The following is a 25,573-nucleotide window of genomic DNA, read 5'->3' as shown; positions in this document are numbered from 1 at the left end:
CAATTGCTAGCAACGCCACCGGGACCTCGCAAAAGATTGCCAGCGTCACGGTTCAGGCGCAGAGCCGCTTGTGGGTCCGAACCATTTTCCCGATCAGGGGCGCGAGACCAACTGCGCACCATTTACACCACTGATTTCTCACCCGATAGGTACCTCCATGAAAACGAAAACACTTGCAGCTGTTGTTACCTCACTGGCCTTGGGGGCCAGCCTCACCGCATGTTCCTCTCAGGATCAGGCGGCAGCCGAGCCGAACGCGGACGGGAACATTACGGTGAACGTCGGCACCATCGGCATTGCCTCCGACGCTGCGATCAACACCGCCATTGAGAAGGGCTACTTTGCCGACGAGGGCCTCGAAGTGAAGACCACCGTCGTCGCAAACCCGCCAGCGGGCATCGCCGCAGCCCAATCCGGTCAGCTGGACCTGGCATATACCCCTTCCATCCCGCTGATCAACGCAATGTCCCAATCCGTGGATCTCAAGGTGGTCGGTCCCGCTGACGGTTACGACGCCGCAGCCCTGAAGGATGAGACACCGGCCAAGGTCGATGACACGGGCCTCTTCGTGCGCCCCAACAGCGGGATCAGCCGAGCCAAGGATCTGGAAGGCAGGAAGGTGGCAGTGCCAGCTCGAAAGGCCCAGCTGGAAGTCACCATCGCCAACATGGTGAGCAAGGACGGTGGAGATCCTTCAAAGATCAACTGGATGGTGCTCGACCCCGCCAGCTCGCTGCAGTCGTTGCAGCAATCACGGGTAGATGCCGCCGGCCTCGTTGCCCCGTTCTCTACAAATGCCGGGGCCGAGGGTATGGATCTGCTCGGGAGCCCAGGACTGGAATTCTTCGGGCCCGGCGCCGTGGGCCTATGGGTTGCCGGCGGCGAAAAGGTGGAGCAGAACCCCGAAGCCATGGCCGGTTTCCAACGTGCCATCGTGAAGGCCAACGCCTATGCCAACGAACACCAGGAGGAAATGGAGAAGAAGGCCGCCAAGATCACCGGGATTGATGAGCAAACCATCAGCACCGGGGCGGATAACTACTGGCCATCCGAAGTTGCCCTTGATGACCTGACCCACGTGGATGAACAGCTGGTGCAGCTCGGTTACCTTCCGAAGGGAGTGGATCTTGATGACTCCGTCATCTTCAGTGCAAACTAGCCCGCGGATGAGCGGCCGGAGGGCAACCCCCGCGCGCCGGACTACCGCAAGGGCAGCAAATACCCTGGAAACTCCGGCAACGAAAGCTGCACTTGGCGCGCTGGGAGCACTGCTGCTCCTCGGGCTATGGCAGGCAACAGCCGCCGCGGGAATCTTCGGTACGGGACTACCCACCGTCAGCGCGACGTTGGGGGAACTGACCCAACTGCTTGCCAGCTCCGAATTCTGGAGCGAAACGGCCATCACGATCTGGCTCGCCCTGCTCGGACTTGTACTTTCGATAGTCGCCGGAGTCATCCTGGGGCTGCTTATCGGCTCCCTGAGCACGGTGCGCTACGCGACCCTGGCAGTCGTAGAATTTCTCAAACCAATCCCGCCGATCGTCGTCTTGCCACTTTGCGTCATGATCTGGGGGCCGACCAGCCAGATGGCGTTGGTACTGGTGCTCATCGGAACGGTCCTGTCCACCACAATTCAGGTCATCGCGGGCGTCAACGACACCGACCCGGTCGCAACCAACACTGCACGATCCTTCGGCATGGGGCCCGCCGAACGCCTGTGGCGCATCACGTTGCCCTCGGCGTCCCCTTATATCGGCACCTCCGTTCGCATCGGCGCCCCCTCGGCGCTCATTATCGTTGTGGTCGCCGGGCTCCTTGGCGGTGCTCCAGGATTGGGCAGCAGCATTTATGGCGCCCAGGCGGCAGGGGACTTTCCTCGGGTGTACGCACTGGTGCTGGTGCTGGGTGTGCTCGGGTTGCTTGCCCAGAATGGGGCCGTCTTGATTGAACGCAAGGTTCTGCACTGGCATCCGGCCTTCAGGGAGGAAGCAAAGTGAAACGGCATCTTCTCAACCTCACGTTGGCGGTACTGACTCCGATTGTTTTGATCGCTGCCTGGTTCGGAGCTTCCAACTCATCGACCAATGCCTTCTTCCCACCCCTGCGGCAAATTCTTTCCCGCTTCGCCGATCTATGGTTATTCGAGCACTTTGTCAGTGACATTCTGCCGAGTATGAAAAATCTCGTTCTGGGGTTCCTTATCGCGGTAGTGCTCGGTGTATTGATCGGGTTCGTCCTGGCTACGGTCCCGTTGTTGCGGGCCATGTTCGAACCCAGCCTGCACCTGTTGCGCGGAATTCCACCGGTGGCGCTGGTGCCGATTCTAATCACCTTGGTCGGTTTTGGTGACGAGATGCGTATTGCTTCCATCGTGATCGCCGCGGTCTTTCCCACCATGATCGCCACCATGGATGGCATCAAAGCGGTGGATTCTTCCTTGAAGGATGTGTGCACCGTGTACCAGCTGTCCCGCCGCGACCGGCTCATGTCCGTGTATCTTCCCTCCGCCGGACCGCAGATTGCAGCGGGCATGCAGGTCAGTTTGTTGGTGGCGTTCATCGTCATGATCGCCTCGGAGATGATGGGCACTGCACAGGGGATCGGTGCCATGACGCTGTTGGCCCAACAGACCTTCATGGCTGCGGACATGTGGGCCGGGATTCTCTTGCTGGGTTTCATCGGCTTCGCCAGCAATATGGTCTTTGACATCTTCAAGAACCGGGCTCTGTCCTGGTACATCGGATCCAAGAAACTGGAGAAAGTACAGTGAACTCCACGATTGACAACCCGACTCAGCACACCGAGCCCACGACACGGGTGCCGCGACTGCAAGTCGAGGCACTAGCCAAAACCTACGGCACGGGTCCAAAATCGGTCGAGGTCATCGAAAACCTGTCGTTCAGCGTCAAGGCCGGGGAAATGGTGTGCATCGTTGGCCCTTCCGGGGTTGGCAAAACGACGTTGCTGAAGTGCCTTGCCGGGCTGCATTCCTGCAGCGGCGGCAGCATGAAGATTGACGGCAAGGTGGTCAGTGGCCCGCCAGCGGAAATGGCGTTGGTGTTCCAGGACTACTCGCGCTCGCTGATGCCGTGGCTGACGGTCGAGAAAAACTTGCGCTTACCCCTTCGGCACCTGCGCCTTCCCGCGACGGAGGTCAGCGCCCGAGTGGAAGCGGCCCTCGCCGAAGTCGGTTTGAGCCACGCCGCAAAACGCTATCCCTGGCAGCTCTCGGGCGGCATGCAGCAGCGTGTGGCGATCGCCCGGGCCTTGGCCTACCGCCCCGAGATCCTCATCATGGACGAACCCTTCGCCTCCGTTGATGCACAAACCCGTTTTGAGCTGGAGGACCTCTGCCTCAAGATTCGTGATGAATTGGGGATGACGATCTTGCTGGTAACGCACGACATCGATGAAGCGGTCTACCTCTCCGACCGAATTGTCGCGATCGGGCATAAGCCCGCCACCGTCTTGGAAGTCATGGATGTGGACCTTCCGCGGTCCCGTAACCAGATCACCACCCGCGCCTTGCCCGAATTCTCTGAGCAGCGCACCAAGGTGCTCTCCCTGATCCGGGAGGCCCAGGTATGAGCCCAAAGAGCAAGTCCCCCAACATTCTGGTGTTTATTGCGGACCAGCTGCGGGCGGATCACCTGGGAGCCTACGGCAACGCCGAGGTGCGCACACCGAACTTGGACCGGTTGGCGGCGTCTTCAACCGTTTACGACTCCGCGCATGTCGCGAACCCCACTTGCATGCCGAACCGGGCCAGCCTGCTCACGGGCCGCTGGCCTAGCGGGCATGGCACACAGTACAACGGGATTCCAGTGAATCCTGATGCCTCCACCTTCGTGCGCCAGCTTTCCCGCTGCGGCTACCGCACGAGCGCTGTGGGAAAACTCCATCACCAAAACATGGGATGGGACTTCGAACCGGAACAACGGCAGCAAATCCTGGAAAGCGCACCGGGACTTCTCGATCCCGAACTGCCCGATGCCGTCGTCGCACGGCGTGAACCCGGTTGGGACCAATGGGAGAACCGTGCACGACATGAAGCCGGATACGTCGCGATGCCCGATGACTATTACGGCTACCAGGACGTAGACCTGGTCATCGGTCACGGAGACGCCCCCGGCGGGCATTGGCTGCATTGGGCTCGTGGAAAGGGAGTCGAGCCACGGGAACTGGGGGGCCCGGCAGCGGGGTCCGATGTTCTGGCCAGCTGGGAACAGGTCTATACCTCCGCGATTCCCGCCGAGGTGCATCCCACCAGCTACATTGGCGAGAAGGCGGTGGAACGCGTGCGGGCCGCCGCACGCGACGACGAACCGTTCTTCATGTTCGTTTCGTTCCCGGACCCACACCACCCATTCGCGCCGCCACGTGAGTACGCGCGCCGGTACGACCCGAAGAACTTGACACTCCCGGTGGGGTTCGACCAGGATCATGCCCGGTCCCCCGAACACATTCGTCGCATGCATCAACAACGCGGAACGCCGAACAGCGATCCGACCATGACTTTCGCCGTGACCGAAGACCAGTATCGGGCCGCCGCGGCCGCACAGTATGGGCTGATTGAGTTCATGGATGAGCAGATCGGCAAGGTGCTGGAGACACTGCAGGAGACCGGTCAGGCGGAGGACACCATTGTTGTGTTCACCGCGGACCACGGGGACCTCTTTGGGGACCATGGCTTGATGCTCAAGCACTTCTCCCACTATCGGGCGGTGACGCGTGTTCCCCTAATCATCCGCGTTCCCGGCCAAGACGATCAACGCCGGAGCAGCGAACTGGTTTCCAGTGCTGACTTCGCACCGACCATGCTCGACTTGGCTGGCGTGCCGGCATTTCGCGGTATCCAGGGCCGCAGCCTGGTCGACGGTCACGGGAACCTTGCGCTGGGAACCGGAGCAGAAGCACTGCTCATCGAGGAGGACCAGCCGTTCTCCCTCGACGGACTTCCCGCCCCGGTGCGCATGCGAACTGTAATCACGAGCGAGGGCCGTCTGACCCGGTACATGGGAACGCCAATCAGCGAACTCTACGACCATCGATCGGACCCTGATGAACTGCAGAACCTCGCCGGCACCGTGGAGGGGACTCAACTGGCCCATCGCCTGCAGACCGCCTTGAGCGAACAATTGGTCAACCTGGCAACAGCACGGTCGCGTCCCACAGCAGCCGCCTAATGGAGCGAGAACGAGGTAGGACGGCTGGGGAATTTATGACGCATATGCGACGAGCGGGAGTTGTCACGCGATGAACGGTTCCCGTATGGTGGAAACCAAGGTCTAAAGAAAGTACTGACCAACCATCATTGCGGCACGCAATGACGTGACGAGATGCCTTACCTGGCAACGGCGTTGTTGTTTCGTGCGTTTGTGACGTGAAGTTCGAGCCTGATGCGTGCTCGCTTTACCTGAACGTGGCCGGATGCTTGGTTTTGCGCGTTCCTGCGCTATGCCACAAGTTTCGTGGGCAATGCGTTATGCCGTTTTCAGCACTTTCTGAAGGAAGAAGAAGTCCAATGTCTGTTGACTCCACCCAAGACCTGTCCAAGATCACCGACGCCGAAGTTTTCGAAGCCCATGAGGGTGGCAAGCTGAGCGTCATCTCCCAGATGCCCCTGCGCAGCAAGCGCGATCTGTCGATCGCCTACACCCCGGGCGTGGCCAAGGTTTCCCAGGCCATCGCGGACGACCCGGCCAAGCATGATTCACACACCTGGGCCTCCCGCCTGGTGGCCGTGGTTTCCGACGGCACTGCGGTCCTGGGCCTGGGGAACATCGGGGCCGCCGCGTCACTGCCGGTCATGGAGGGCAAATGCGCGCTGTTCAAGGAATTTGCCGGACTGAACTCGATTCCACTGGTTCTTGAAACCACCGACGTGGACGAAATTGTGGACACCATCATCCGTCTTCGTCCCAGCTTTGGTGCCGTGAACCTGGAGGACATTTCCGCTCCCCGCTGCTTTGAAATCGAACGCCGGCTGATTGAAGCCCTGGACATCCCGGTGATGCACGATGACCAGCATGGTACCGCAGTGGTGGTGCTGGCGGCCCTGATCGGCGCGGCCCGCTACACACAGCGCGACCTCTCCGCGCTGAAGGTCGTCATCTCCGGTGCCGGCTCGGCCGGCGTGGCGGTAACGAAGCTGCTGCTGCAGGCCGGTGTGGGGGACGTGATCGTCCTGGATTCACGCGGCACCATCCACCGTGAGCGGGATGACCTGAATGCAACCAAGGCGGAGCTGGCGGCCATCACCAACCATGAGGACGTGATGGGCGGATTGGCCGAGGCACTGGATGGCGCCGATGTGGTCGTCGGGCTGTCCTCGTCGAAGTTCGATGAGGAAGCCGTGGCGCGAATGAACAAGGACGCGATCATCTTTGCACTGTCCAACCCCAACCCGGAGATCATGCCGCAGGACGCCAAGAAATATGCGGCGGTGGTCGCCACCGGGCGCAGCGACTTCCCGAACCAAATCAACAACGTGCTGGCGTTCCCGGGCATCTTCCGCGGTGCACTGGATTCCGGGTCTGCGAAGATCACCGAACAGATGAAGGTGGCCGCCGCACATGCGATCGCCGACCTGGTCGGCGAGGATCTGGCAGCCGACTACATCATCCCCTCCGCCCTGGACGAGCGGGTCATGCCCGCGGTAGCCAAGGCAGTTGGCGCGGCGGCCGAATCCGCCCAGTAGGCAGCATGCTGTAGGGCCGGGCCACGGCCGCACGAAGGACGCACCCACGATCCAACGGATCACCGTGGGTGCGTCCTTCGTTTTAAACGCGCTTTCTTATCCACAGATTTGCCGGGCACCGTTTGCCGAGGCATATCGGCACGACACTGGAATCTATCCGCGACGACCGCCGTGGAACCGCCCAACGACTGCGCGCCGATTGAGGAAGTGATTTCAGATGTGCACGATTTGCGCCCCTGATTCGCCCCAGGCTCAACTGAACCGGGACATCAGCCAGGACATCAAGAACGACGGATGCAGCGTGATGCTGTACCAAAACCCGGACGAGACAACGCGTTTCGGGCACACCATCGGTCTCAGCGCCAAGGGGCACCCGGAGCTGATGATCTGGGAGGAAGACACCACGTTCGTGGTGAAGTTGCTGCGCAACCTGGCGCACGGCATCGTCCACCATGGCCAACGCTTCGAACGTGATGACATCACCTACTGGTTCGGGTTCGCGTTGACTTTCGAGGAGATCGTCAACGTTGAGGAAATCGCCCCGATCGCCATGTGCCGCTACGGCGAAGGGACCAGGGTGCTCATGGTTGTCCCCGCCGAGGAGCAGGACGGCGGTTACCTCGAACTGGAGGACGAGGATGAACCCTACGACCGGCGCGGTCGGTGAGCCCGGTCAAGCCGGTGGGGTGTTGCCCGGCTGGAGGCAGCGGTCCCCACGAAGGAAGTTATCCACAAATCCGCGATCAAGCCCAAGAACACCCTTGCCCGGGTCAACACTGGGAAGGCCGGAGAAGCAAACACCATCCAAGGAGTGAGGACCATGTGCATGATGTGCGATGGCATGTCCGCCGCCGAAGTTGAAGCACACATCAACGGGCAGATCGCCCAGAACGGCTACGCCGTCTACTGCATCCAGGACCCGAACCCCAAACGCGTGTTCGGATACACCGTGGGCCTGACCCGCCTGGGGCAGCCGGAATTCCTGGTGCGGGGCATCAGCGAAGAAGACACATTGATCATGCTCAATGGGCTGGCACGCCAAGTGCTGCGCGGCGAATACTACGACCACGGCCACACCGCGGATTGGAAGGACGGGCGGCTGATGTACTTCGCCCTGAAGACCGGTGCGGGCAAGTACACCCTGGGAGTGCACCGGCGCTATGGGCTGGTGGCAAGGGTCCTGGAGGTGCACCTGATGAAGCACGGCGGCCCCGTCCGGAAAGCACCGAACGAGGCCGCCTGAGCAACGGTTGCCCTGAACCGCCAGGGGAGGCGGGGAGATTAGCCGCGGTACAGTGCCGCGGCCTGGTTCTCCTCCTCGACCTTGGCGGCATGCGCCTGGCGCAGGGCCTGATGCTGCGGGTTCTTGCGCAGCTTCAGGTAGCACACCCCAAGAATGGCGAACCAGACCGGGGTGGCCAGCAAGGCCTGGAGCGTGTCGGGCTGGGTGGTCAAGGTCCACAGGATGAACACGAAGAACGCCAGCACCACATAGGGCATCAGCATGCCAAAGGGCATCTTGAACTTGCTCTGATCATGCAGGTGCGGGCGGCGCTTGCGGTACACCAGGTAGCTGAGCAGGATCATCGTCCACACGAACATGAAGCACAGTGCGGAGATTGTGGTGACCAGGGTGAAGGCCTCGGCCACCGAGCCCTCGGTGTAGAGCAGCACGACGCCGGCCAGCAGGAACATGCAGGAGAACAGCAGGGCGTTGCGCGGCACCTGGTTCTTGGTCAGCTTGCCAAAGCGCTTGGGCGCATCCCCGTCCACCGCCAGCGAGTAGATCATGCGCGAGGTCGAGTAGATCCCGGAGTTGGCGCTGGAGGTTGCCGAGGTGAGCACGACGAAATTCACCACGCCGGCGGCACCGACCAGTCCGGCCAGCGCGAACATGCCCACGAACGGGGATTCCTCGGGGGAGTACTTGACCCAGGGAGTGACCGACATCAGGATGACCAGCGAGCCGACGTAGAACAGGATAATGCGCAGCGGGATCGAGTTCACCGCGCGCGGCAGGGTCTTTTCCGGGTCCTTGGTTTCCGCTGCAGTGGTGCCCACCAGTTCAATGCCCACAAAGGCGAACACGGCAATCTGGAATCCGGCGATGAAGCCCATCATGCCGGTGGGGAACAGTCCACCGTAGTTCCACAGGTTGGAGAACGAGGCGCGGGTTCCGTCGGCCTCGAAACCGAGCACGATCATGGCCAGCCCGGTGACGATCAGCGCCAGGATCGCCACGATCTTGATCAGCGCAAACCAGAACTCGGTTTCACCGAAGTTCTTCACGCTGGGAAGGTTCAGGGCCACCAGCAGCACGATGCACGTCAGTGCCGGAATCCACAGGGGCAGGTCGCCCCACCAGAAGGCCACATAGTGGGCGATCGCCACCACGTCGGCGATCCCGGTGACCACCCAGCAGAACCAGTAGGTCCACCCGGTAAAGAAGCCGGCCCACGGACCGAGCAGGTCACCGGCGAACTCGGAGAAGGTCTTGTACTCCAGGTTGCTCAGCAGGATCTCGCCCATGGCCCGCATGACGAAGAAGAGCATGAACCCGATGATCATGTACACGAAGATCACCGAGGGACCGGCGACGGCGATGGTCTTGCCCGAACCCATGAACAGGCCGGTGCCGATGGCGCCGCCGATGGCGATTAGCTGAATGTGCCGGTTGGACAACGCCCGTTCGAGCTTTTGATTGTCCTGCGACTGTGTCTGCTGCGTGATTTCGCCAGCCACGGTCGTCTCCTTCCTCGGCCCCGCCCCGGTGCTCACGGTGCTAAGGCAAAATTATGCGTCCCTGAAGCCGATGGTCGTTCCCTTAAACCACCGAACCCGGGAAAACACGTTACTCTCTAACTGGAGAAAACCGTAATTGGCGTCACATGCCCTAGTGAGCGGCCGCAACACCGCAGGCAGTTCTGGGTGCCGGTGATGCGTAGTGAGTAGGGTAGTGGTATGGCATTCCGTAATCGTCGAGCAGCAGCTCTCCCCGCAAAACTTTCCCGTTCCTGGTTGTTGGTCAACGCCGCGAAGCCAGAGGAATTCGGGCCGGCCCTGGCCTGCGAGGCGGACTCGGTCATCTTCGATATGGAAGCCGCCGTACCCGACGACAAGAAGGGCGAGGCCCGCGACGCGGTGGTCAACGCCCTGTCCACGGGAATGACCGCCTGGGTGCGCGTGAACGGCATTGACACCGAGTTCTGGGCCGATGACCTGGCAGCCCTCTCCGAGGCCCCGGGACTGCGTGGCATCATGCTGGCCATGACCGAGAAGCCTGAGCAGGTCACGCTCAGCGCCATGCGCCTGCGTGCCGGTACCCCGGTGCTGGCGCTGATCGAATCGGCGCTGGGCATCGAAAACGCCACCGCCATCGCCTCGGCCCCCGGCACCTTCCGCCTGGCCTTTGGCGTGAACGACTTCCGCAAGGACACCGGTGTCTCGGATTCTCCGTTGGCGTTGGCCTACGCCCGCGGCAAGCTGGTCGTCGCCTCCCGCGTGGGCAAGCTGCCCGGCGCGATCGACGGCCCACCCCCGGCCGGGGCCGACGCCGGGGTGGTCAGCGAGGAAACCCAGGTGACCGCGTCGATGGGCATGACCGGCAAGCTCTCGCTCTCCCGGGACCACGTGGATGGCATCAACGCCGCCCTGGCCCCGAGTGCCGATGAGCTGTCCTGGGCCATGGAGCTGCTGGAGGCGCACGCCGCCGGTGCCGCAGTGGGCGACGGGTCCTACCTGCCGCGTCTGGCCCGTGCGCAGAAGATCGCCGACCTGGCCGACTCCTACGGCCTGTGGAACGCCTAGCCGCCTAGCTGCTCGCGGCGCCCGGCCGGCCTGGGCGCAACAGCCGTTGAATACCTGAACAAAGTACAAGAGCCAGTCCCTGAACGGGACTGGCTCTTGTGTCTGAGGGGCAGCTGGCAGCGCCCGCCCTTAGCGTTCGTGGACCTCGGTCTTGCCGGTGGCCTGGGCATGGGCGGAGCCGATGACGTCGCCGGCCTTCCACTCATCCCAGCCCGGACGTCCGGCCATGAACGTCTCGATCTGGTCCTTGGTGGCTTCCAGCTTCGGGTCGTTCTTCAGGTACCACTTGGTTTCGCGGGCCACCAGTCCGGAGAGGATCAGCAGACCCAACAGGTTCGGCAGGGCCATCAGCCCGTTCATCATGTCGGAGAAGTTCCACACCACGGCCAGCTCGGTGGTGGCGCCCACGAACACGACCAGGGAGAACACCACGCGGAACGGCATCACCAGGGCGCGACCGAACAGGCGCTCCATCTGGCGTTCACCGTAGTAGCACCAGCCCAGGATGGTGGAGAAGGCGAACATCACCAGGCCGATGGTCACAATCCAGTGTCCCCACTGGCCAGGCAGGCCGTGGGTGAAGGCCTGGCCGGTCATCAGCGCGGCGGAGATCTGCTCCCCGGTCTCCGGGTCAACCATGTTCCAGGTGCCGGTGGTGATGATGACCAGGCCGGTGCAGGTGACCACGATGATGGTGTCGATGAAGGTCTGGGTCATCGAGACCAGGCCCTGGCGCACCGGGTGGCTGGTCTGTGCAGCGGCGGCGGCGATGGCCGCCGAGCCCATGCCCGACTCATTGGAGAAGATGCCGCGGGCCACGCCGAACTGCACGGCGATGATGATGGCCGAGCCGGCGAAGCCACCCACGGCGGAGGTGCCGGTGAACGCGTCGGTGAAGATGGTGGCGAACGCGGCGGGGATCTGGCCCAGGTTGGCCAGCAGGATGTAGATGGCGGCGCCCACGTAGAAGATGATCATCACCGGGACGAACCCGGCGGTGATGCGGCCGATGGACTTGATGCCGCCGACCAGCACGGCCAGGGAGAGCACGGTCAGCACCGCGCCGGTGACCCACAGCGGCACCTGGAAGGAGTTCTCCAGGTTCGCGGAGATCGAGTTGGCCTGGGTCAGGTTGCCGATGCCGAAGCTGGCGATCGCTGCGGCGATGGCGAAGAACAGGGCCAGGAACTTGCCGAACGGGCCCTTGATGCCGCGCTGCAGGTAGTACTGCGGGCCGCCGGACTTCTCACCGGCGGCGTCGGTGCCGCGGAAGCGCACACCCAGGAAGGCCTCCGAGTATTTCGAGGCCATGCCGAAGATGCCGGTGATCCACATCCAGAACAGCGCACCGGGCCCGCCGATGCCGATGGCGGTGGCCACACCGACGATGTTGCCGGTGCCCACGGTGGCGGCCAGGGCGGTGGTCAGAGCCTGGAACTGGGAGACGTCTCCCTCCGAACCGGCGTCCTTGCGCTTGATGATCCCCAGGCGCAGTGCCGGACCGAGCTTGACCAGCTGGATCAGGCCCAGCCGGATCGTCAGGTACAGTCCGGTGAGCAGCAGAAGCGGGATCAGGACAAATGGCCCCCAAATGACGGACGAGATGTCGCCAAACAGGGTCGTGAGGGCTTCCATATGTTGGTCCTCCAGTGATGCGAGTGTGATGTTCATGACGCTGGTGGCGTCAAGGTAATACACTAACCCATCATGGTGACCTGGATCTCCATTTATTGCGGGGTCAGCCGATCGGGTCCAGAAGGATCCCGTCTTCGTCGCTGTGCAGCATCAGCCCGGGACGGAAAGTCACCGAACCGAAGCGCAGTTCCACGTCAGGGGAGCCCGAGTCCAGTTTCTGGCTCTTGCGCGGGTTGGTGCCCAGCGCCTTGATTCCCAGGTCCAAGGTGGCCAGTTCCGCCGAGTCCCGCACGGCGCCGTGGATGACCAATCCGGCCCAGCCGTTGTCCAGTGCGGTCTTGGCGACCATGTCACCGAGCAGTGCGCAGTCCAGGGATCCGGCTCCGTCAACCACCAGCACCTGCCCGTTGCCGGGGGTGGCGACAATCTGCTTGAGGATGGAGTTGTCCTGGTAGCAGCGCAGCGTGCGGATTGGGCCGCTGAACTTGGTCCGCCCGCCGAAGTTGCGCAGCTGGGTGGAGACCGACTGCAGGGTCTCGTCGTCGTCGAACAGATCGCAGGTGGAAAAATCCTGGGGTGCCGAAGCGTTGGTGTTGTGCATGCCTAGTCCTCCTGTGGGTGGAAGGTCAGCCGGCTGGTGCCCAGACCTTCGATGCTGGTTTCCAGTACGTCGCCGGGCTTGAGCCAGGGGCGGCGGCCGTTTTCGTCCTTGCGTGAGACGGCCACCCCGGCCGGGGTGCCGGTCAGGATCAGGTCCCCGGGCTGCAGTTCGGTCATCGCCGAAATGTAGCTGACCAATTCGGCCACATTGAAGACCAGGTCATCGGTGGAGTCGTCCTGGACCAGCTGCCCGTTGACTTTCGTGGTGATCCGCGCCCCGGGGGAAAATTCGTCGGCCGTGACCAGCCAGGGGCCGACCGGGGTGGAGGCGTCCCAGGCCTTGCCCTGCAGCCACTGCCGGGTGCGGCCCTGGTAGCCGCGCATGGAGATGTCATTGGAGATGGCGTACCCGGCGATGTGCCGGTGCGCGTGCTCGGCGGGGATCCGCCGTCCCGGGGCGCCGATGATCACCGCCAGCTCACCCTCGTAGTCCACCCGGTGGTCCTCGCCGGGGATTTCCACGCTGTCGTTGGCGCCGGTGAGGCTGGAGGCGAACTTGGCGAAGATGGTGGGGTACTTCGGTTCCTCCATCTGGACCTCCGCGATGTGGTTGCGGTAGTTCAGCCCAATGCACAGCACCTTGGAGGGATTGGGGATCAGTGTGGCGTATACCAGCCCGGCGTGCGGCTGCGGCTGGCTGGCCCGGGCTTGCTCCAGGGCCTGCTGCCGCCGCTCCTCCTCGGCCCGCAGGAAATGCTGCACATCCGGGAATCCGGGAAGCAGCTGGGCGCCATGGTCGCTGATCAGCGCGGCGGCCGTGGGCGCCGCTAAATCGGGGGTACGAAGGGTGGCAAGTTTCATGCCCCCATCTCACTACAAGTGGCCTGCGGCACGCCAGTCGATGTCATTTTTTATTGTGGTTCGTGAGTGAACTAATAAGCCCAAGTCAGACGAGAAATACCGGTGTATCAATTGGAAGTGATCTAGCCAACTAGCTAAGCTAGAGGATGCCGGACCGCGAAATTCCGCGGATTTGGTGCATTTTTCGTAACTAGAGTGAAGCAGGTTTTGATGTGGGAGATTTCATTGGCGAGCGATATCGCCAAATACTGTTGGCCTCCTGGCAACACTTCTCGCTGGTAGGTCAATGCCTGATCCTGGCCACCGCCATTGCCGTAGTGCTGGCGGTGCTGGTGTACCGCAGCAAGGCGCTGGCGGGCGTGGCCAACGGCATCAGCGCCATTGGTTTGACGATCCCTTCCTTCGCGCTGATCGGCCTGCTGATTGTGCCGGTCGGTTTCGGCGTTACCCCCGCGGTCATTGTGGTGACCTTCTTCGCCGCGCTGCCGATCCTGCGCAACGCGATCGTGGGCCTGAACAATATTGAACCCAGCCTGGTCGAATCCGCCCGCGGCATCGGAATGACCCGCCTGGGCACCTTGCTGAAGGTTGAGATTCCCATGGCGTGGCCGGTGATCCTGACCGGCATCCGGATTTCCGCCCAGATGGTCATGGGCGTCGCGGCGATCGCCGCCTATTCGCTCGGCCCGGGCCTGGGTGGAATGATCTTCTCCGGCCTTTCCCGCCTCGGTGGCGCCAACTCCCTGGAATCCGTCGTTGTCGGCGTGGTGGGAGTGGTCATCCTGGCCCTGATTCTTGATTTGATCCTGATCGGCATCGGCCGGCTCACAACCCCGCGAGGTATCCGTGTCTGAGAACAACGCTAGAGAAGACAACAACATGGCCGCTAACGGCAAGACCGCAGGCCAGGGCGGTGCCCGCACCGGCAGCACCGCCGCGAACGGCGCCGCTGAGGGCGTCACCGGCGCCTCGATCATGCTGCAGGAAGTCACCAAGACCTATCCGGGGCAGAAGAAGTCCGCGGTGGGCGGACTGACCCTGGAGATTCCGGCCGGCTCCATCGTGATGTTCGTCGGCCCCTCGGGCTGTGGCAAGACCACGACCCTGAAGATGATCAACCGGCTGATCGAGCCGACCAGCGGGCAGATCGTGATCAACGGCGATGACGTAACCAAGATGAACGGTGATGAGCTGCGCCGGCGCATCGGCTACGTGATCCAGGCCGGTGGATTGTTCCCGCACATGACGGTGGCCACCAACATCGGCATGGTGCCCAAGATGCTGGGCTGGTCCAAGGAGAAGATCGCAGCCCGCGTGGACGAGCTGCTCGAGCTGGTTTCCCTGGATCCGGAGCTGTACCGCGACCGCTTCCCGAAGGAGCTGTCCGGCGGACAGCAGCAGCGCGTGGGCGTGGCCCGCGCCCTGGCCGCCGACCCGCCGGTGCTGCTGATGGATGAGCCGTTCGGCGCCGTGGACCCGATCACCCGCCAGCGCCTGCAGGATGAGCTGCTGAACATCCAGTCCGAGGTGCAAAAGACCATCGTGTGCGTGACCCACGACTTCGATGAGGCCGTCAAGCTCGGCGACTGGATCGCCGTGTTCAACGAGGGCGCCCAGCTGGAGCAGTACGATTCGCCCGAACGCATCCTGGCCAACCCGGCCAGCGAGTTCGTGGAGAACTTCATCGGCTCCGGTGCCGGGCTGAAGCAGCTGACCCTGACCCGCGTGAACGAGGTCGAGCTGGAGGACGCGGTCACCGCGACCCCCGGCCAGCGCGCCTCCGATGTGCTCTCCCAGGTGCAGGGCGCCGGGGCGAAGTACGCGGTGGTGCTCGATTCGCGCGGCCGCCCGCTGCGCCGGCTCACCCGCCGCCAGCTCTCCCGCGCGCAGATCATCGAGGGCACCTATGACCCGAACCTGCCGTCGGTGGGCTGGCAGGCGACCCTAAACGACGCGCTGGACACCATGCTGGTCTCCAGCACCGAATCCGCCATCGTCACCGGACGGCGCGATGCATACGCCGGAATCATCACCGTGCAGACGGTGATGGAGGCGATCTCCGCGGCCAACGCGGCCGCCGGGGCGGACCACGAGGCACCGGTGGGCCTGAACTCCGGGGCGATCAGCCAGATCGCCCTGCAGGACGGTGAGGACCAATGACCGCCGAACGACGTGGACTGCTCTACCAGCTGATCGGGATCCTGGTGGCCTTCGGGCTGCTGGTGGCCTGGCTGCTGACCGCAGACCTGAGCGACACCGAACGCCAGACGCTGGACCCGTCCACCATTTGGGGGTACACGGTGGAACACCTGCAGATCACGGTGCTCGCCGCCCTGGTGGTGCTGGTCATCGCGATCCCGCTGGGGATCCTGCTCACCCGTCCCGGCATCCGCAAGGCGGCGCCCACGGTGCGCGCGATCGCCAACGTCGGGCAGGCCGCCCCAGCCATTGGCCTGGTGGTGCTGCTGGCGTTCTGGCTCGGCTACGGGCCGATGACCGCCGTGGTGGCGCTGGTGCTCTACGCGATCCTTCCGGTCCTGTCCAACACCATCATCGGCCTGCAGCAGGTCGACCAGCGGCTGGTGGAAGCCGGCCGCGGGATCGGGATGAGCCAGATGGCGGTCCTGTTCAAGGTGGAGCTGCCGCTGGCGGTTCCGGTGATGCTTTCGGGCATCCGCACCGCCCTGGTGCTGCTGGTGGGTACCGCCACCCTGGCCACGTTCATCAACGGCGGCGGGCTGGGCATCCTGATCACCACCGGCGTGAACCTGTCGCTGAACGCGGTGCTGGTGGCCGGCTCGCTCTTGGTGGCCCTGCTGGCGGTGAGCGTTGACTGGATCGGACGCGTGGTGGAAACCGCGGCTCGACCGAAAGGACTGTCGTGAAAAACAAGCTGAAGCTGACCGCGCTGGGTGCTGCGGCGCTGCTCGGCCTGACCGGTTGCGGGCTCTCCCCGTCCACCGGCACCGTGCCGCCCTCCGCCCCCGGCGAGATCCAGCCCATCCCGGGCCTGTCCGAGGAGAAGCCGAAGGTCACCGTGACCTCCAAGTCCTTCACCGAGCAGCTGATCGTGGGCAAGATCGCGGTCATCGCACTGCAGACCGCCGGGTTCGACGTCACCGACCTGACCAACGTGCCCGGTTCGCAGCCGGCGCGTGAACTGCTGGTGAGCAACGCGGCCAACATGGTCTGGGAGTACACCGGCACCGCCTGGCTGACCTACCTGGGCCACGAGGAGCCGGTGCCCGGCGCCGAGGCGCAGTGGAAGGCGGTGCGTGATGAGGACGCCAAGAACGGGCTCTATTGGGGTGCCCCGGCGCCGCTGAACAACACCTACGCCATGGCGATGAATGAAGAGACGGCCAAGGAGCTGGGGGTCACCAAGCTCTCCCAGCTCAAGGACCTGGACAAGTCCGAGCTGACGTTCTGCGTGGACCCCGAGTTCAACTCCCGGCGTGACGGGCTGACCCCGATGCTGGAGGCGATCGGGCTCAAGCGCGGCAGCGACGTGCCCGAATCCAACGTCGGGCTCTATGACGTGGGGGCCATCTACTCGGCCACCGCGGACGGGGCGTGCAACTTTGGCGAGGTCTTCACCACCGACGGGCGCATCAAGGCGCTGAACCTGACGGTGTTGGAGGATGACGTGGAGTACTTCCCCAGCTACAACATGGCCCCGGTCATCAACGGTGAGTTCTATGAGCAGTACCCGCAGGTGGCGGACGTGATGGCACAGATCGCCCCGCTGCTCACCGATGAGGTGCTGATGGACCTGAACTACCAGGTTGACGTTGAGGGCGGGGAACCGGCCGACGTGGCCTTCGCATGGATGGTCCAGGAAGGCCTGGTCACCGAACCCTGACCGGGCCGCGGATCCGCGAGGAGCCGGTGATCCGCGCCCAGCCAAGAGCACAGGGCCCGCAGATTACTCTGCGGGCCCAGTGCTCTTTGCGTTCCCCCGCACTGGATAGCGCTCAGGATGTGACGCGGGGGAACGGGTGAGGGGTGCCGGGGCGGCGGGGTCTGTCCGCCGCCCCGGCACCGAGCGGCGTGGGAAGACTACTTCTCCTCGCCGCCGCTGGCCGCGGTGTGGCTTTCGATGACCGCTCCGTAGAACGGCATGGCCAGTTCGGCGAAGGTTTCCGCGGTGCCCGCACCGCCCGGGTTCTTCCAGTCGCGCAGCAGCTCGGAAATGACACCGACGGTGCTGTTCAGGGTGACCCCGGCCTGCTGCAGGCGCAGCAGCGAGGTTTCCCGGGCGAGCTTGTTGGTCGTGCCCGAGGCGTCAACGATGGCATGCACGTTGTAGCCGCGGGCCCGGGCCGAAAGGGAGGCGAACATCAGGCAAACATCGGTGATGACGCCGGCGATCACCAAGTTCTTCTTCCCGGTGGCCTTCACCGCTTCTTCGAAGGCCGGGTCGTCCCAGGCGTCGACTTCACCGGTGCGGTGAATGATCGGGGTTTCATCACCCAGTTCTCGGGTCAGCTCCGGGATCAGCGGACCGTTGGGGCCGGTGGGAGCGGAAGTGGTGGCGACGACGGGTACATCGAAGACCTTGCCGATCTTGGCCAGGGCCTGGGCGTTGCGACGTACTTCGAGCTGATCGTGGTCCTGTACGCCGAGGATCAACCCGGACTGGTGGTCGACCAGCAGGATGGCTGTGTTCTCGGGGGTCAGGCGGTCATTGGGGTATCCGGCTAGCTCGGTCATCTTGTCCTGCCTTTCGGTTGGTGTCCCGCGGGCGGGTGCCCTCGGAATCCGATTTCCATGCGTTTGCATGTAGATCCTGTAACCCATCGGGTTCCCGATCCATTCCCGGCCCCGCGCGTGAGGTGCGCCACCGGGAGCTGTGTCGTGGGCGCCACGATAGCGGCGGGGCCGCCCCGTGTCGAGTGCCGCTGTGCGTGGGGTGCTTTGGGGTAGCCAGCGGCGGCTGGCGCACTGCGGGGTATGTCGAAGTGTGGCGAATTAGTTGACGTATCACCATCGGGTGTGCAATGGTTAAGAGTGAAGCAGTTGAAGCGTCAATCATTTTTTGGCGTTGCGCTACCGCCCATACGACACACAAGGAGCAACCTTTTGACTACTGCCGCAGCTACCGACCTGACCACCGGAACCTGGAACCTGGACGCCGCCCACAGTGAAGTCAGCTTCGTCGTTCGCCATGCCGGCATCTCCCGCGTCCGCGGCAACTTCACTGACTTCGACGCCACCCTGACCGTCGGTGACTCCCTGGCCGACTCCGCCGTTGAGGCGACCATCCAGGTTGCCTCGGTAAGCACCAAGGATGCGAACCGCGACGCCCACCTGAAGGGTGAGGACTTCTTTGACGCGGAGAACTTCCCGGTCATGAGCTTCCGCTCGCTGCGCGCCGAGGGCGGGGACGAATTCACCCTGATCGGTGAAATGACCATCAAGGGCGTCACCAAGGAAGTTGAGCTGGAGGCGGAGTTCGGCGGCCAGACCGTTGACCCGTTCGGCATGACCCGGGCCGGCTTCAGCGCCACCACAACCATTTCCCGCAAGGAATTCGGCATCACCTGGAACGCCGCCCTGGAGGCCGGCGGAATGCTGGTCAGCGACAAGGTCAAGATCGAGATCGACGCGGCCTTCGTCCTGCCGGCCGCCGAGTAATACACCGCCTGGGGGCACACGCCGCAAGAATGAGCAACGCCAGCGACCTTCCATGAAAAAGGTCGCTGGCGTTGCGCTGTTTTAAGGGCCGTTGCGGGCCAGGTGCGCTGCTAGAGCATCTCGGCGCGCAGCTGGTCCGGGGACTTGGGCGACAGCAGCCCCGGGGCCACATCGAACACGGTTTGCGCGCCGGTGATCCCGGCGCGGTTCATCCGGTGCACCGCCCGCGCGTAGGCCACCAGCACGCTGGAGGTGAATTCGGGGTTCGAACCCAGCGCCAGGGAGTATTCGATGACCTGGTTCTGTTCGGCACTGGTGTTGCCCGAGCGGATCACGAATCCGCCGTGGGGCATGTCCGAATGCTCGGCGGCCAGGGTCTGGGCGTCAATGAAGTGCACCGTGGTGTCGTACTGATCGAAGTAGTGCTCCATGCTCACAATCGCCTCGCGCACCACCTCGGGATCCGCTGCATCCTCCAGCACGACATAGCATTCGCGCTGGTGCTTCCGCCGGGTGCTCAGCGTGGGGCGCTGGCCGGCGCGCACCAGGTCGATCGCTTCCTGGCTGGGGATCGTGTACTGCACCCCGGCGGCCACCCCCGGCACGCGGCGCACCGCGTCGGAGTGGCCCTGGCTCAGCCCGCGGCCCCAGAACGTGTAGGTTTCCCCGTCGGGCAACAGCGCCTCGCCGTAGACGCGGTTGATGGAGAACATTCCCGGATCCCACCCGGCGGAGATCAGTGCGGTCTTGCCGGCGGCCCGGGCCGGGGCGTCCACGGCCGCGTGATACTCCGGGATCCTGGCGTGGGTGTCAAAGCTGTCCACGGTGTTGAACTTCGCGGCCAGCGCCGGTCCCTGCTCGGGGAGATCGGATTTGGAACCGCCACAGAGAATCAGCACGTCAATGGCGTCGGTGTGGGCATCCAGCTCGGCCATCGCGTAGCGCGGGGCCGGGGAAGCCAGCTCAAGGCTCTGCGGGTCGCGGCGGGTGAAGACCCCCACCAGTTCCATGTCGGCATTCTTCGCCACGGCCGCCTGGACCCCGCGACCCAGGTTCCCGTAACCGGCAATTCCAATGCGAATCTTCTCAGGCACGTGCTTCCTATTCCTTGGCGCAATAATTCCTTCCCTTACGCTAGCCGTTGGCCACGGCGGGGGTTAAACGCAGGAACGGATATTACCGGCGCGTGGGAAGGCGCCGGCCTGGAACTGGGTGAACCTAGCTATTGGAGTAGAAGCTGGCCATGCCAAAGAGCACGAGCAGCCCGGCCAGCACCCACAGTGCGCCAAGGAAGGTGCCCAACCAGCCGGTGACCTTTCCGACCGTTGCCGCCGTATTGTAATCGCGTTCGGCCTTGTTGGCCTTGGAGATGGCAATCGGCCCCAGGATGATGCCCAGGGCGCTGAACACCAAGGCCAGGATGCCCAGGATCATCGAGGTCTGGGCCAGCTGGCCGCCGGTGAACTGTTCGCGGGAATTGTACTGCTGCGGCTGCTGCGTGCCGCCGGGGGTCTGGCCATGGAACTGGGGCGGCTGATTGAAGGAACCCGAGTCGTAGGACGGTGCGCCCTGTGAGTACGGGTTGGTCGGTTCGTTGCTCGGCGTTGACATGTCGATTCTCATTCCACTGGTGGCGGCTGATTTCAATTCAAGCAGGTTCGCCACCGGGCGACCAGCCACTGCGGTGAGTTCTAGGCTCCCAGGGTGGCCTGGGTGCGTGGGTGTGCCATGCTGGAAGGATGGATCTGAGGGTTTCTCGCACGTTGAGCATTCCGGCCGTCGAGCTGGAATGGCGATTCTCGCGGGCCTCGGGACCCGGCGGCCAACATGTGAACACCTCGTCCACCCGGGTCGAACTGTCCTGGAACATCGCCGCCTCCCATGCCCTCTCACCGGGGCAGCGCGAACGCCTGCTGGAACGGCTGTCCTCCCGGCTGACCGACGGGAGCATCACGGTTTCGGCCGCGGAGCAGCGTTCGCAGCTGCTCAATCGGCGCAGCGCCCAGGAAAAGCTGGGTCAGATCATCGCCGCTGCGCTCGCCCCGGATCCGCCCAAGCGCAGGGCAACGAAGCCAACGAAGGGATCCCAACGCCGCCGTTTGGAGGCCAAGGCCCAGCGCTCGCAGACCAAGGCGCAGCGGCGGCGGCCAACCCTGTAAGCCGAGGCGGTGCACGCTCATCCGACGAATGTGCCGCAATCAGGGCCGCTCCCATGCCTGCGAGATTCCATCAGTTCCCGGCGAAGCATGGGGCCATGCCCAGGCGCAACGCGTCGTATTTTCGGCCGTTGGCCGTTGGCCGTTGGCCGTTGGTCTCGCACATCGCACAGAGCGTCTTTTGCGGTGGGACTTCGATTCTGCTGTGGAACGCAGCTGGTCGAGATGGAGAACGGCAATGAATTCTCCGGGGCGCTCCGAGGTGGCGGAGCATAACCGACCACTTGAGCAATCTGGTTTGGCAGAAAAGTTCACTCGGCGTGCCATCATGCTGAGAGACCACGCGTACCGGTCCGCGATGCCTGCGGTGCGTCGGTGGCAGCTCGTGGAGACGGCATCTCGCGGCAAAGACTTGAACGCTGTTCAATAAAACGGTATACAGTTGACATACCTTTTATTGAACAGTGTTCAGCATTCCGCTCTTGGTGTGCCGGGCACATGTACCGCGCGAAAGGCCGGCCACATTATGACCACCATCAACAGCAGGACGCACGCCGCAGCGCCACCGCTATCTCAGCAGGCCGCCGCCCCGCCGACCCTGGACGGGCAGCTGGACGTGTATGAGCTGGTTGCACGCATTGAGGCAGGGCACCGGCTGACACGGGAGGAGGCCCTGGCCGTGTTGCGAGTTCCCGATGCGGCAACCCACACCCTGGTGGCGGCCGCCGGCAGGCTGCGCCAGAAATTTTTCGGCAACACCGTCAAGGTCAACTACCTGGTCAACCTGAAATCGGGGCTCTGCCCAGAAGACTGCACCTACTGTTCACAGCGCCTGGGGTCCAAGGCCGAAATCCTGAAATACACCTGGCTCAAACCCCAGGAGGCGGTGCACCAGGCCGGACTGGGCGTGGCCGGTGGAGCCTCGCGGGTCTGCATGGTCGCCTCCGGCAAGGGACCCACCGACCGCGACGTGGACCGGGTGGCCACCATGATTGGACAGTTGAAGGACGAGCACCCCGAGGTGGAGGTGTGCGCCTGCCTGGGCATCCTGAAGGAGGGGCAGGCCGCGAAGCTGCACGCCGCCGGGGCCGATGCGTACAACCACAACCTGAATACCGCCGAATCCCTTTATCCGGAAATCTGCTCCACGCACACCTACCAGGACAGGGTGGACACGGTCGGCCAGGCCCGCCACGCCGGGCTCTCACCCTGCTCGGGACTCATCGTGGGTCTGGGAGAGAACCCGGAACAGCTGGTCGAGGCCGTGTTCGCACTGCGTGACCTGGAAGCCGACTCCATCCCGGTGAACTTCCTAATGCCCTTCGACGGGACCCCGCTGGAAGGTACGTGGCTGCTGACGCCCCTGGGCTGCCTGCGGATCCTGGCGCTGGTGCGCCTGGCCTGCCCCCAGGCCGAACTGCGCATGGCCGGTGGCCGTGAAATGCACCTGCGCACGCAGCAACCGGCCGCCCTGCAGGTGGCCAACTCGATCTTCCTGGGCGACTACCTGACCAGCGAGGGGCAGGCGGCCGCCGCTGACCTGGCGATGATCGCCGACGCCGGATTCGTGGTGTTGGGCCAGGAAGACGTGGATCCCAACGAGCTGGCCCGCCGCGTGCACGCCTCGAAGAACCGCGATGCCCGCCAACCGGCCACAGGCTGCGGCGGCGGATGCGCCAGCACCTGCGGCACCGCCGGGACCGGATGCCCGATCGGCGCCGCGGGACCGGCTGCGGGCGTCGAACCGGTGCTGCGCCGTCGCGGTGCAGGCACCACCGAAAGCCCGAACGCATGAAACCCGCCGGGAAATCTGCGCTCCACCCTGGGCCCGCGGCACCGCCCCCGCCCTTGGCCGGCAGCGTCCTGGACAGGGATGCCGGGCTGCTCTGGCATCCGTACAGTACCCTGGGGGCCGGGGCCCGCTATGAGGTGCAGGAGGCCGAGGGCGTCTGGCTGAATCTCGCCGATGCCTCCGGGCGCTACCGGGTGATCGATGGCATGTCCTCCTGGTGGTCCGCCGTCCACGGGTACCGCCACCCGCGGCTGGATACGGCCGCGCGGAAACAGCTGGAGCAATTCAGCCACGTAATGTTCGGGGGACTGACCCACGCACCGGCCGTGGAACTGGCCGAACGCCTGACGGCCCTGACACCGGGCAGCCTGAACCACGTGTTCCTGGCCGACTCGGGATCCATCTGCGTGGAAGTGGCACTCAAATTGGCGCTGCAGTACCAGCACGCCCGGGGGCAAGGAGAACGTCAACGCGTCGCGGCCCTGCGCGGGGGCTATCATGGGGACACCTTCGCCACCATGGGAATCTGCGACCCGGTGGACGGGATGCACGCGCAATTCAGCGGCCAGGGACCCGAGCACGTATTTCTGCCCCGCCCGCCCTCCGCCGCGCCCGAACCAGGAGGCGGCTGGCAGGTTGATGAGACCGAGCTTTCGGAGTGGGAGACCCAGGCGCGGGCCGGGATCGCTGCGCACTCCGGGGAGCTGGCCGCCATCATCTGCGAACCGGTGCTGCAGGGCGCCGGAGGCATGCACGTCTACGCGCCGCAGGTGCTGGGGGTACTGCGCCAACTGGCCGACGAGCACGGCCTGCTGTTGATCTTTGACGAAATCGCCACCGGATTTGGCCGCACCGGGCGCCTCTTCGCCAGCCAATGGGCCGGGGTCATCCCGGACATCATGTGCGTGGGCAAGGCCCTGACCGGCGGCTACCTGAGCCTGGCTGCGACGCTGTGCACCACCGCGGTGGCCCAGACACTGGAGCGCAGCGGTTCACCGCTGCTGCACGGGCCCACCTTCATGGGCAATCCGCTGGCCTGCGCAGTGGCCAACGGGTCGCTCCGGCTGCTGAGCGAACCGGATCCGCAGGACAAGGGCGCCGCACGCTGGCAGGGGCAGGTCAACGCCCTGCAGGACGGGCTGCGCCGGACACTGGGCGAAGCGAGCGGCTTCAGCAGTGTCCGCCAGGTGCGGGTACTGGGCGGGGTCGGGGTCATCCAGCTGCGTGAGCCGGTGCGGATGGCCGAAGTGACCGCCGCCGCGGTTCGCCGGGGTGCGTGGGTGCGCCCCTTCCGCGACCTCCTCTACGTGATGCCGCCCTATGTCACCGGCAGCCGGGAACTGGAGCAGCTGGGGCAGGCGGTCGTGGCGGCGGTAGGCCAAGTCCATGGACGCTAGCCTCCACAGCCCAGCGCAGGAATCGGCACGAGGCGGGGAACTGCCGGAGCACTGGCACGGGTGGCTCGCCGGGCGGCAACGGGTGCGCCAGGTCCGTCACTTCCAACGCCGCGACACCAGTCGGACCGGGCTGCTGGATCTGGCGTCCAACGACTACCTGGGGCTGTGCGGGCACCCGGCGGTGCGGCAGGCCGCGACCCAGGCGCTGCAGGAGCAGGGCGCCGGCGCCGGAGCGAGCCGCATCGCCACCGGCACGCTGCCGGTGCACCGGGAGCTGGAAGACGCCTTGTGCCGCTACACCGGACGGGATGCCGCTTTGGTGTTCTCCAGCGGGTACACCGCCAACCTGGGCCTGTTGCAGGCACTGGGCGGCCCCGGCAGTCTGTTCATCCTCGACGCCCACGCCCATGCCAGCCTGGTGGACGGCGCCCGGCTTTCCGGGGCCGCGGTGCGCACCGCCGGGCACAATGACCTCGCTGGGATGCGACGGATCCTGGAGGAACACCGGCAGCAGGCCCGGGCAAGCCGTGCGCCCTCACGGGTGGCGGTGGTGGTTGAGTCCCTGTACTCGGTGCTGGGGGACAGTGCCGACCTGGGCGCTGCGGCCCGCTTATGCCAAGAGTACGGTGCTTTGCTGGTGGTTGACGAGGCGCACTCCCTGGCGGCCACCCCCGGCGGCAGCGCAGTGCGTGCTGCCGGGCTGCAGCACAGCGCCCACGTGCTGGTCACCGCAACCCTGTCCAAGGCACTGGCCGCCCAAGGCGGGGCAGTGCTGCTCGGTGGACAGCAGGCGGGCCTGCTGCGCGAGCACCTGCTGAACACCGCCCGGACCTTTATCTTTGACACCGCGTTGAACCCCGCCGCCGCCGGGGCCGCCCGCGCAGCCCTGCAGCTGGCCGACGCCCCGCGGCGCGCCCGGCTGATGCGCAACGTTGAGCTGATCGGGAACACCCTGGTCGCGGCTCCCGGCTGGGACGCGCGGGTGGAG

The 25,573-nt window shown here is 64.5% G+C and carries 25 protein-coding genes; 18 read left to right on the top strand and 7 right to left on the bottom strand.

What is annotated here, in order from left to right; translation table 11 throughout:
- Positions 1-157 precede the first annotated feature (157 nt).
- The 8 genes from RCJ92_RS03155 to RCJ92_RS03120 all read left to right on the top strand — a co-directional run bounded on the left by RCJ92_RS03155 (position 158) and on the right by RCJ92_RS03120 (position 7,943).
- Positions 158-1,159, top strand: a complete 1,002-nt coding sequence (locus RCJ92_RS03155) for an ABC transporter substrate-binding protein (RefSeq protein WP_446753749.1) — start codon at positions 158-160, stop codon at positions 1,157-1,159.
- Between the two features lie 187 nt (positions 1,160-1,346).
- Positions 1,347-1,997, top strand: a complete 651-nt coding sequence (locus RCJ92_RS03150) for an ABC transporter permease (protein WP_446753748.1) — start codon at positions 1,347-1,349, stop codon at positions 1,995-1,997.
- The gene (locus RCJ92_RS03145; protein WP_054820594.1) at positions 1,994-2,770 is read left to right on the top strand and encodes an ABC transporter permease; all 777 of its coding nucleotides are present in this window, start codon (positions 1,994-1,996) and stop codon (positions 2,768-2,770) included. Before RCJ92_RS03150 ends, RCJ92_RS03145 begins: the two co-directional genes overlap by 4 nt.
- A complete protein-coding gene (locus tag RCJ92_RS03140; protein ID WP_343832360.1) occupies positions 2,767-3,588 on the top strand; it encodes an ABC transporter ATP-binding protein in 822 nt (273 codons plus the stop codon). The genes RCJ92_RS03145 and RCJ92_RS03140 overlap by 4 nt, the downstream gene beginning before the upstream one ends.
- Complete coding sequence (locus RCJ92_RS03135) at positions 3,585-5,186, top strand: sulfatase family protein (protein WP_343832358.1); 1,602 nt, start codon at positions 3,585-3,587, stop codon at positions 5,184-5,186. Before RCJ92_RS03140 ends, RCJ92_RS03135 begins: the two co-directional genes overlap by 4 nt.
- A gap of 338 nt (positions 5,187-5,524) precedes the next feature.
- Entirely contained in the window at positions 5,525-6,700 is a 1,176-nt protein-coding gene (locus RCJ92_RS03130; RefSeq protein ID WP_446753747.1) for an NAD(P)-dependent malic enzyme, read from the top strand.
- A gap of 217 nt (positions 6,701-6,917) precedes the next feature.
- A complete protein-coding gene (locus RCJ92_RS03125; RefSeq protein WP_446753746.1) occupies positions 6,918-7,367 on the top strand; it encodes a DUF4262 domain-containing protein in 450 nt (149 codons plus the stop codon).
- A 159-nt stretch (positions 7,368-7,526) separates the two neighbouring features.
- Entirely contained in the window at positions 7,527-7,943 is a 417-nt protein-coding gene (locus RCJ92_RS03120; protein ID WP_175419424.1) for a DUF4262 domain-containing protein, read from the top strand.
- A gap of 38 nt (positions 7,944-7,981) precedes the next feature.
- On the opposite strand, the gene cycA is transcribed toward RCJ92_RS03120, so the two are convergent.
- Complete coding sequence (gene cycA / locus RCJ92_RS03115; protein WP_446753745.1) at positions 7,982-9,442, bottom strand: D-serine/D-alanine/glycine transporter; 1,461 nt, start codon at positions 9,440-9,442, stop codon at positions 7,982-7,984.
- A 219-nt stretch (positions 9,443-9,661) separates the two neighbouring features.
- Here cycA and RCJ92_RS03110 point away from each other — a divergent pair, with 219 nt between their 5' ends.
- Entirely contained in the window at positions 9,662-10,507 is an 846-nt protein-coding gene (locus RCJ92_RS03110) for an HpcH/HpaI aldolase/citrate lyase family protein (protein WP_138175807.1), read from the top strand.
- Positions 10,508-10,636: 129 nt separating this feature from the next.
- On the opposite strand, the gene RCJ92_RS03105 is transcribed toward RCJ92_RS03110, so the two are convergent.
- The 3 genes from RCJ92_RS03105 to RCJ92_RS03095 all read right to left on the bottom strand — a co-directional run bounded on the left by RCJ92_RS03105 (position 10,637) and on the right by RCJ92_RS03095 (position 13,603).
- Positions 10,637-12,142, bottom strand: a complete 1,506-nt coding sequence (locus tag RCJ92_RS03105) for an alanine/glycine:cation symporter family protein (RefSeq protein ID WP_446753744.1) — start codon at positions 12,140-12,142, stop codon at positions 10,637-10,639.
- Positions 12,143-12,245: 103 nt separating this feature from the next.
- Positions 12,246-12,743, bottom strand: a complete 498-nt coding sequence (rraA, locus tag RCJ92_RS03100; RefSeq protein WP_343832346.1) for a ribonuclease E activity regulator RraA — start codon at positions 12,741-12,743, stop codon at positions 12,246-12,248.
- A gap of 2 nt (positions 12,744-12,745) precedes the next feature.
- Positions 12,746-13,603, bottom strand: coding sequence for a fumarylacetoacetate hydrolase family protein (locus RCJ92_RS03095; RefSeq protein WP_446753743.1), 858 nt, complete (start codon positions 13,601-13,603; stop codon positions 12,746-12,748).
- Positions 13,604-13,815: 212 nt separating this feature from the next.
- Between RCJ92_RS03095 and RCJ92_RS03090 the strand changes: the two genes are divergently transcribed.
- From RCJ92_RS03090 to RCJ92_RS03075, 4 genes are all read left to right on the top strand, one after another.
- Positions 13,816-14,457: an ABC transporter permease gene (locus RCJ92_RS03090; protein WP_446753742.1), complete on the top strand. Its 642-nt coding sequence runs from the start codon at positions 13,816-13,818 to the stop codon at positions 14,455-14,457.
- Between the two features lie 121 nt (positions 14,458-14,578).
- Positions 14,579-15,763: an ABC transporter ATP-binding protein gene (locus tag RCJ92_RS03085; RefSeq protein ID WP_446753769.1), complete on the top strand. Its 1,185-nt coding sequence runs from the start codon at positions 14,579-14,581 to the stop codon at positions 15,761-15,763.
- On the top strand, positions 15,760-16,488 hold the full coding sequence (locus tag RCJ92_RS03080; protein ID WP_138175817.1) for an ABC transporter permease: 729 nt from the start codon (positions 15,760-15,762) through the stop codon (positions 16,486-16,488). The genes RCJ92_RS03085 and RCJ92_RS03080 overlap by 4 nt, the downstream gene beginning before the upstream one ends.
- A complete protein-coding gene (locus tag RCJ92_RS03075) occupies positions 16,485-17,465 on the top strand; it encodes a glycine betaine ABC transporter substrate-binding protein (RefSeq protein ID WP_138926795.1) in 981 nt (326 codons plus the stop codon). The genes RCJ92_RS03080 and RCJ92_RS03075 overlap by 4 nt, the downstream gene beginning before the upstream one ends.
- Before the next feature lie 197 nt (positions 17,466-17,662).
- Here RCJ92_RS03075 and RCJ92_RS03070 read toward each other — a convergent pair whose 3' ends face one another.
- A complete protein-coding gene (locus tag RCJ92_RS03070) occupies positions 17,663-18,316 on the bottom strand; it encodes an isochorismatase family protein (RefSeq protein WP_138926794.1) in 654 nt (217 codons plus the stop codon).
- Positions 18,317-18,685: 369 nt separating this feature from the next.
- On the opposite strand from RCJ92_RS03070, the gene RCJ92_RS03065 reads away from it, so the two are divergent.
- Positions 18,686-19,240 (top strand): YceI family protein, encoded by a 555-nt coding sequence (locus RCJ92_RS03065; RefSeq protein WP_246049585.1) that lies wholly within the window; start codon positions 18,686-18,688, stop codon positions 19,238-19,240.
- Positions 19,241-19,350: 110 nt separating this feature from the next.
- Here RCJ92_RS03065 and RCJ92_RS03060 read toward each other — a convergent pair whose 3' ends face one another.
- Positions 19,351-20,334: a diaminopimelate dehydrogenase gene (locus tag RCJ92_RS03060; protein WP_446753741.1), complete on the bottom strand. Its 984-nt coding sequence runs from the start codon at positions 20,332-20,334 to the stop codon at positions 19,351-19,353.
- A 124-nt stretch (positions 20,335-20,458) separates the two neighbouring features.
- Positions 20,459-20,851, bottom strand: a complete 393-nt coding sequence (locus RCJ92_RS03055) for a DUF4190 domain-containing protein (RefSeq protein WP_138926792.1) — start codon at positions 20,849-20,851, stop codon at positions 20,459-20,461.
- A 128-nt stretch (positions 20,852-20,979) separates the two neighbouring features.
- Here RCJ92_RS03055 and arfB point away from each other — a divergent pair, with 128 nt between their 5' ends.
- The 4 genes from arfB to RCJ92_RS03035 all read left to right on the top strand — a co-directional run.
- Entirely contained in the window at positions 20,980-21,399 is a 420-nt protein-coding gene (gene arfB, locus RCJ92_RS03050; RefSeq protein WP_138926791.1) for an alternative ribosome rescue aminoacyl-tRNA hydrolase ArfB, read from the top strand.
- A 523-nt stretch (positions 21,400-21,922) separates the two neighbouring features.
- Positions 21,923-23,191, top strand: a complete 1,269-nt coding sequence (gene bioB, locus RCJ92_RS03045) for a biotin synthase BioB (RefSeq protein ID WP_446753740.1) — start codon at positions 21,923-21,925, stop codon at positions 23,189-23,191.
- Positions 23,192-23,244: 53 nt separating this feature from the next.
- Positions 23,245-24,585, top strand: coding sequence for an adenosylmethionine--8-amino-7-oxononanoate transaminase (gene bioA, locus RCJ92_RS03040; protein WP_446753739.1), 1,341 nt, complete (start codon positions 23,245-23,247; stop codon positions 24,583-24,585).
- Positions 24,575-25,573: aminotransferase class I/II-fold pyridoxal phosphate-dependent enzyme (locus RCJ92_RS03035; RefSeq protein ID WP_446753738.1), on the top strand; the 999-nt coding region annotated here is incomplete at its 3' end. The genes bioA and RCJ92_RS03035, both read left to right, overlap by 11 nt.

The sequence above is a fragment of the Glutamicibacter sp. BSL13 genome, from assembly GCF_052928425.1.
The sequence above is the reverse complement of the archived record's forward strand: the minus strand, read 5'-3'. Positions and strand labels throughout refer to the sequence as shown.

Bases quoted from the DNA above. Each gene is read 5' to 3' on its own strand.
- RCJ92_RS03155 (WP_446753749.1), top strand. From the start codon at position 158: ATGAAAACGAAAACACTTGCAGCTGTTGTTACCTCACTGGCCTTGGGG.
- RCJ92_RS03135 (WP_343832358.1), top strand. From the start codon at position 3,585: ATGAGCCCAAAGAGCAAGTCCCCCAACATTCTGGTGTTTATTGCGGAC.
- RCJ92_RS03130 (WP_446753747.1), top strand. From the start codon at position 5,525: ATGTCTGTTGACTCCACCCAAGACCTGTCCAAGATCACCGACGCCGAA.
- RCJ92_RS03125 (WP_446753746.1), top strand. From the start codon at position 6,918: ATGTGCACGATTTGCGCCCCTGATTCGCCCCAGGCTCAACTGAACCGG.
- RCJ92_RS03120 (WP_175419424.1), top strand. From the start codon at position 7,527: ATGATGTGCGATGGCATGTCCGCCGCCGAAGTTGAAGCACACATCAAC.
- RCJ92_RS03110 (WP_138175807.1), top strand. From the start codon at position 9,662: ATGGCATTCCGTAATCGTCGAGCAGCAGCTCTCCCCGCAAAACTTTCC.
- RCJ92_RS03105 (WP_446753744.1), bottom strand. From the start codon at position 12,142: ATGGAAGCCCTCACGACCCTGTTTGGCGACATCTCGTCCGTCATTTGG.
- rraA (WP_343832346.1), bottom strand. From the start codon at position 12,743: ATGCACAACACCAACGCTTCGGCACCCCAGGATTTTTCCACCTGCGAT.
- RCJ92_RS03095 (WP_446753743.1), bottom strand. From the start codon at position 13,603: ATGAAACTTGCCACCCTTCGTACCCCCGATTTAGCGGCGCCCACGGCC.
- RCJ92_RS03085 (WP_446753769.1), top strand. From the start codon at position 14,579: ATGCTGCAGGAAGTCACCAAGACCTATCCGGGGCAGAAGAAGTCCGCG.
- RCJ92_RS03080 (WP_138175817.1), top strand. From the start codon at position 15,760: ATGACCGCCGAACGACGTGGACTGCTCTACCAGCTGATCGGGATCCTG.
- RCJ92_RS03070 (WP_138926794.1), bottom strand. From the start codon at position 18,316: ATGACCGAGCTAGCCGGATACCCCAATGACCGCCTGACCCCCGAGAAC.
- RCJ92_RS03055 (WP_138926792.1), bottom strand. From the start codon at position 20,851: ATGTCAACGCCGAGCAACGAACCGACCAACCCGTACTCACAGGGCGCA.
- arfB (WP_138926791.1), top strand. From the start codon at position 20,980: ATGGATCTGAGGGTTTCTCGCACGTTGAGCATTCCGGCCGTCGAGCTG.
- bioB (WP_446753740.1), top strand. From the start codon at position 21,923: ATGACCACCATCAACAGCAGGACGCACGCCGCAGCGCCACCGCTATCT.